This window comes from Pseudarthrobacter woesei, from assembly GCF_055412745.1.
Genome location: NZ_JBVAYU010000018.1, coordinates 39,609 through 46,088 on the forward strand (window position 1 = coordinate 39,609; position 6,480 = coordinate 46,088).

Annotated in this window: 6 protein-coding genes; 3 read left to right on the forward strand and 3 right to left on the reverse strand. The window is 65.2% G+C overall.

The window, feature by feature from the left end:
• Nucleotides 1-171: 171 nt before the first annotated feature.
• The 3 genes from ACZYZE_RS17850 to ACZYZE_RS17860 form a co-directional block, all read right to left on the reverse strand.
• A complete protein-coding gene (locus tag ACZYZE_RS17850) occupies nt 172-1,341 on the reverse strand; it encodes an MFS transporter (protein ID WP_463909337.1) in 1,170 nt (389 codons plus the stop codon).
• Between the two features lie 29 nt (nt 1,342-1,370).
• Nucleotides 1,371-1,805, reverse strand: a complete 435-nt coding sequence (locus tag ACZYZE_RS17855) for an SDR family oxidoreductase (protein WP_463909339.1) — start codon at nt 1,803-1,805, stop codon at nt 1,371-1,373.
• Nucleotides 1,806-2,260: 455 nt separating this feature from the next.
• On the reverse strand, nt 2,261-2,467 hold the full coding sequence (locus ACZYZE_RS17860) for a hypothetical protein (protein WP_459320424.1): 207 nt from the start codon (nt 2,465-2,467) through the stop codon (nt 2,261-2,263).
• A 790-nt stretch (nt 2,468-3,257) separates the two neighbouring features.
• Here ACZYZE_RS17860 and ACZYZE_RS17865 point away from each other — a divergent pair.
• From ACZYZE_RS17865 to ACZYZE_RS17875, 3 genes are read left to right on the forward strand one after another with little or no spacing between them, the layout of a single operon-like run.
• Complete coding sequence (locus ACZYZE_RS17865) at nt 3,258-3,950, forward strand: histidine phosphatase family protein (RefSeq protein ID WP_459320425.1); 693 nt, start codon at nt 3,258-3,260, stop codon at nt 3,948-3,950.
• Between the two features lie 24 nt (nt 3,951-3,974).
• Nucleotides 3,975-4,529: a DUF3090 domain-containing protein gene (locus tag ACZYZE_RS17870; RefSeq protein ID WP_459320426.1), complete on the forward strand. Its 555-nt coding sequence runs from the start codon at nt 3,975-3,977 to the stop codon at nt 4,527-4,529.
• On the forward strand, nt 4,529-5,296 hold the full coding sequence (locus ACZYZE_RS17875) for an SCO1664 family protein (protein WP_459320427.1): 768 nt from the start codon (nt 4,529-4,531) through the stop codon (nt 5,294-5,296). The genes ACZYZE_RS17870 and ACZYZE_RS17875 overlap by 1 nt, the downstream gene beginning before the upstream one ends.
• Nucleotides 5,297-6,480: the final 1,184 nt, after the last annotated feature.

Below are 6,480 nucleotides of genomic sequence, written 5' to 3' on the forward strand. Positions count from 1 at the left end.
ACCCCCTTCTTAGGAGGGCCCACTGTCCGAGATCTCCGCGGCAGCTCAGACGCCGCCCAGACCAGGTTACCGGCGTGTTTGTGGCAGGTGAGTGAGACGCGTGTTTGACTTGATCAGGGCAGCCATTCGGTCACAGGGCGCCGGTACAGCGGGTATGTGCAAGGCCGGAGGTCAGGTGTTGTTCAGTTCGGGTCGGGCCCGGTAACTTCTCTGTCCCGTCAAGAATACGGCGGCCAGGGTCAAGGTGGCAGCTGCTGCGGTGAGGAGCAGGGCCCGGGGGTAGCCAGTGGTTGGGGCTATCAGTGCCAGCAGGTACGGTACGGCCAGGCCGGAGTAGGCGAGGCTATAGAACAGGGCGATTACAGCGCCCAGCTGCCCGGGCGCGGCGATTTCCTCGACCTCCCGCAGCCCGACAATAAGGCATATTCCATAGCCCGCCCCAAGAATTAGGGCCGCCGTGGCCGCGGTGGCAATCCCGGGGAAAGCTGTGGCGTACGCTGCCGCGGCGCAGCCCGCAGCCACCATGCCAAGGCCTGTTACCGCGGCGGCGGTGCTACCGCGGGCCGCCCCGGCCTCGTGCATGCGCCGGCCCAGAGGCTGGGAGACCAAGCCCGCGGCGAGGGCACCGGCGGCGAGCAGCCCGGGGAAAGCCACGCCGAGTACACCCGTGGGTCCGGTTCCGTTCCCCGGAAGGGTGGTGAAGGCCAGTGTGACGCTGCCGAAAACCCACGGCCCAAGCGGCACAACCACCAGGCGGAACCTGGCCGAGGAGGCCGATGTCGGCAGCAAAGGAGCCGGAGGATCTGATTTCCTGGCACCTGGTACCGTCTCCCGGGCGCGCGGGAGCATCAGCAGTGCACTACCGGCCAGGGCCAGGTGCACAATGTAGGGCAGGACCTGCGGTGCCGGCCCCCACTGCGCCAAGGGACCGGCACCGAGCGGGCCGATACCGAACCCTGCTGTCAGTGCCAGCGCCGCCCGGCGTGCACCGGCACCGGCACGTTCGTCCCCGGAGAGCTCCTTTACCCAGGCGGTGCCGGCCGTGAAGACCGTTCCGGAGACCAACCCGGTCAGCAGCCTGCCTGCGTACAGCCCGGCCATACCCCACTGCCCGGTGATCAGGACGGCGGTAGCCAGCAGCGACAATGCGGTGCAGGCCAGCAACACCGGACGCCGTCCCCGTCTGTCGCTGATCCTTCCGCCAAAGATCAGACCCGGGATCAGGCCCAGGGCGTAGACGCCGAACACGGCGGCCGCATCCGCGTCCGAGAGGGCGAGGGTGCGGCGGTAGAGCGCGAGCAGGGGAACGAACTGGTTCGCCCCGTAACCGGCGGCGAACATCGCAAGGGCCGGCCACCGCCATTGCCCCCTCACGGACGGGGTCCGGTCACGGCGGGGTCTCCGGCAGCGAGGGTCTCCGCGGACAAGGGGTGGCAGAGGCTGGAATAGCCGGCAACGGCTTCCTCCAGGGCGCCTTTGCGCGCCAAAAGCGTCCGGTCCACTGCAGCTGGGTCCGCACGGTTCAAGGTGATCATCGAGGTCCGGGTCGCGCCTCCCCGGACGACCGTCAAGGCGTCCTGTTCCATGCCGGCCACGGCGGGGGCGCCGGGCCCGGTCCGATCCGGGGCCACCACGTGCGCCTGGCAGCCGCGTCCCCACACCGCTGCGGCAACCTCGTCCGGGGGACCGCGCCGTCGGCCCAGCAGGGTGAGTCTGGCCGAACGTGCGGCCGGCCCCAACGCCGGCGCCGCATCAATGCCGCCCCCGGCCCCAGTGAACAGAATTGAACGGTCTTGCAGGTCCATAAAATGTCCCCTCAGAAAGCAAACAAGAAGTCTGTGGTGAATCGCGGTCGGGTGGCCGCAGGAATTGGTGCCCGAAACCCACAACCCCTGCCTGGGGGCCGGCATTCCTTCGCCTTCGAAAGCCAAGGAGCTCATCGCCACCTCCCCATGGTCAATCCGTCGTCCCGCACATTGGTGGAATTTCTGAGGCCCCATATCGATTTGGGCGGCCCAGAATAACGCGTTGGAGGACCCAATGAGCCTGCCCAAGCGTTGCCCCAGGGCTTTGCAGACAAGGATACTGTGTGGCAACGAACGAGGCCGCAGACGGGGACGAGCCTTCAATCAGGGCCGGAGCTGACCGGCCCCCGCCTGAATGTTCCCCGACACTGATCGGAGAACGGGCATGGACTGAGCTACCGCGGAGGTAAGAAGACCTGGCAAGGCCATGATGTCGTCGTATTCGAGGCGAGAACTCAGGCATCCTCAAGGCGCTTCGGCAGCCCGGCGTCGAGGCTCATAACAAAGTCCATGCCCGCGCTAATTTCTTGCTTGTGCCGGTGACGCTGGACGCCCGAACCCGCAACTGGACCAAGACGCGCCGACTTGGAGGTGTGCGCCTTGGCAGTAAGCTCACCCGGACGGCGGCCACCGCCTTCTGGAACACGCAGGTTCATGTCCATTGTCGATGACACTAATATCCCAGTCAGCCTCATCGAAGTGGTCCTCATTCTGCTGAACCGGCTGCGCGAACAACTCGGAATGGGAATCTTAGTGTGATACGCCGCTCGCTCCGCGGCCGCAAGTGCAGTCGGAGGGTGCGGCCTCCGGCCGATCCCCGTTGCCCCGCCCTCCGCACCTTTCAATCTCTGACCGGAGACTTCTGGGTTGCCCGAGCCGAACTGCAGTGCGAGCATCGCGTTGATCTCAGGGTGGCGCAGCAGGAAGACTCGCTCGTCGAGCCGCTTGCGCCGCAGCCAGCCGGTGACTTCCTCGTTGCACTTTCTGTGGCATTCCAGGAGCCACAGGCCGGGGCGATGTTGTCGAGCGTGTAACGCCCGCCGCGGGAGAGCGCCAGGACGCAGTCGCGCTGCGGCGGCTTCGATCGCCCCGCAATACGCACAGCCACCCCAGGCCGCGACCTGGTTCTGGGCGCACAGCGCGGGGTCGGTGTGGTCCATCACAACCAATGGCGCCTGACCCGCGCTTAGAGGGCGGGAACTACTGGATCCGACGCGGAGCGGGTACAGGACGTCCTCCATGCGGGGGTCGATTTCGGCCGGGGTTCTGGCTGTGCCGGTTCTTCCGGTTTTGCTGCGTCGGCCATAAGTTGGTCAATGCGTGCCGAGTCCGTCTGGGCGGCTTTGAGTGTGTCGGTGTGTTTGAAGGGTTCCGCCACTGCGTTATCTGCCTGTTCGACGCGCGACCCGGTACGGTTCACACTGCCATCGACCGGGTGGTTAGGCTGGGTGGATGGCGACAGTTATTCTCGTGCGGCACGGCCGCACCACAGCCAATGCCACCGGGCTGCTGGCCGGTCGGGCCGTCGGCGTCAGCCTGGACCAGATCGGGCGCGACCAGGCGGCTCTGACCGGAGACCGGCTCGCGGCCGTGTCCGTGGTCGGGGTGGTGTCGAGCCCTCTTGAGCGTTGTCAGCAGACCGCCCAGCTCATCCTCGATCGCCAGGCTGGCACGCCGTACGCGCCGGTCGACCTCGATCTCACCGAGTGCGATTACGGCCGGTGGCAGGGCCGCATGCTCAGTGATCTCGCGACCGAGGATTTGTGGCCGGTTGTGCAGTCGCAACCGTCCGCCGTCGTCTTTCCCGGCGGTGAATCCATGGCCGCGATGCAGGCCCGGTCGGTGGCCGCGATTCGACGCCACGATGCAGCCTTCGAAGCCGAGTACGGGCCAGGGGCCGTGTGGGTGGCGGTGAGTCACGGTGACATCATCAAGTCAATCCTCGCCGACGCGCTCGGCATGCACCTTGACCTGTTCCAGCGTATTAACGTGGGCCCCGCCTCCGTATCGATCGTGCGCTACGGCGCGAGTCGGCCGAGCGTCTACGCGACCAACACCGACGCGGGTGATCTGTCGTGGCTGTCGAACGGCATCCACTCTGGCGACGCGCCGGTGGGCGGCGGTGCAGGGCAAAAGGCGCCATGAACCTCATGTGCCTAAAATACTGACATGCCTACACGTGTTCATGAGTTTGCCTGGCCTGATCGGGTTGTCGTTGGCACCATTGGCCTTCCGGGGGCGCGCACGTTCTACCTGCAGGTGCGCGCAGGGACGCAGATCGTGAGTATTGCCCTGGAGAAGCAGCAGTCGGCTCTGCTCGCGGAGAAGATCGACGAAATCCTCGACCAGCTCATCACCGTCGAGGGCAACCCCTTCAGCGTTCCCACGAGTACTCCCATTGAACTTGTCGACAATGACCAGCTCGAGGCCGTCCAGGAGCAGTTTCGCACCGGCGCCATGAGCTTAGGTTGGGACCCAACCACGGCCCAGGTCGTAATAGAGGCCTACCCCATCACCGATGCCGATGCTGATGACAACGACGAATCGCTTGATAAGGACGGCGCTAACGAGCCCGAAATGCTGCTGGTGCGATTGCCGGTCGGCACCGCCCGCGCATTCGCCAAGCGCACCCGTGAGATCGTGGGCGCCGGGCGTCCGACGTGCCCGCTCTGCGGTTACCCCATAGATGCCGGCGGGCACATCTGCACCCTTCCCGAGGCCTGATGCCAGCGCCGGACCTAGTGACCGCCGGGCTGACGCTCACCGGCCGCATCACGACGGCTTCAAACGCTACATTTTTGGGCAGCATCGGCGACGTGGTGGTCGTCTATAAGCCGATAGCAGGCGAAAGTCCGCTGTGGGATTTTCCCCACGGCACCCTGGCTCACCGGGAGGTGGCCGCCTACCTGGTCTCGCAGGCCTTCGGCTGGGACGTCGTGCCACACACCTGGCTGCGCGATGGTCCGATGGGCGAAGGAATGGTGCAGCTCTGGCAGGAGCAAGACCCCGCCCAAAGCGCCGTGAACCTGGTCGCGACGGACCACGTGCCGGAGACGGGCTGGAAACAGGTTCTCGAGGGACGAGATGAGAACGGACGGATGGTCGCCCTCGTTCACGAAGACTCGCCAGCGCTCAGACGCATGGCGGTGTTCGACATCATCGTCAACAACGCCGACCGCAAAGGCGACCACATTCTTGCCATGACGGGCGGACACCGGCACGGTGTGGACCATGGGCTCACCTTTCACCGTGACCACAAGCTGCGCACGGTGCTGTGGGGATGGCTGGGAGACACTCTGACCGCCGAGGAACGAGACGGCATCGATCGTGTCAGCGAAGGACTGTACGGTGGGCTGGGCCGAAACCTGGCGGACTTGCTCAGTGCCGAAGAAATCGCATCGCTCGCCGCGCGCTGCGCCCGGTTGCTCTTGGCAGGGCGGTTTCCGGCTCCGAGCGGTGAGATGTCGGCGGTGCCCTGGCCGCTGTTCTAAGGAATTACGGCTACGGGCTCCGCAGCCTGTGTCACGTTGATGGCATGGATCTTAAGGTAGCGACGGAGCTCATCATTCCCGACTCGCCCTCGAAGCAGCCGGCCCCGCCTACCGGCTGGGCCGGGCTCAGGGAGCTCAGGGAGCTCATGATCAGCTCCGGATCAGTGGCCATGTCATGCCGTTCCCCCGCATTCCTGCATGAACAGATACCAGAGCAGAAATTCCTGACCGGCCGCAAACCTCGGTCGACCTAAAGAATAATCAGCAAGTCATGTTGTCCGCGGCCCGAGGCACCATGAACTGGTGAACGCGAAAAGCCAAGGGAAGAGAGAACGAGGATGAACTCCCAGAAGAGTCCCCACGAGGCGGTACCCGGTCTGCCGTAGCCGGCCGCTCCCCAATACAACCGAATAGGCCGTTCCGGGACCCCACACACCCGGAGCACCAGATCAGAGGCGAGAGTGTGGACACTGTCCACACGAACACCCACAAGCCCCTGAACAGGGAAAACACTTGCCCGAGGTGGGACTCGAACCGGGTTCCAGTCCTTGCAAACACTGGACTCCCGCCGAAACATACGGAATCCGGCCCAGTCCGGCACCGGTAAGACCGAGTCCGGGACCCAAAGTGTGGACACTGTCCACACCCCATTCTTCCCACCCGCGGCCTCCCCCAACTGCCGCACCCGCATCGACAGGGTGCGGCGCTTCTTTGCCCTGAAACACTTGATCCTGCTGGAAAAGTTCAACCGCGGCTGCATCCGGGTCCTGCCCGCGCCCGTTGCCGGGCTCCCGGGCACGCGCACGGCAAGCTCAGCCTCTAAACTCTCCAACACGACGTCACCTCCCTTCAAACCATTCACAATCCGATCGGACTACCCCTGCATGACCGGGCAGCGCCTCTTCAGACGCTGACCGCGGACCAACAGAGCCACACGAAAACAACGGCACCCCGGCGGCGCCACCAGCCGATGCCACAGCACGGTGCCAACGATCAGTGCCTCGCCCCGAGCGCGGCACCAGCTGGCCAACGTCAGTTGAAACGCTGACCGAGGGCTGGGGAGTGTCTGAATAACGGTGGATCCGTGGTTGGCCTGACACGCCAGGCCGTGCCTGGCGGGGAGGACCGATTATGAGCGAAACACTGGATCCCATGGCGACTGATGTGGATCAGCAAGAGTTGGC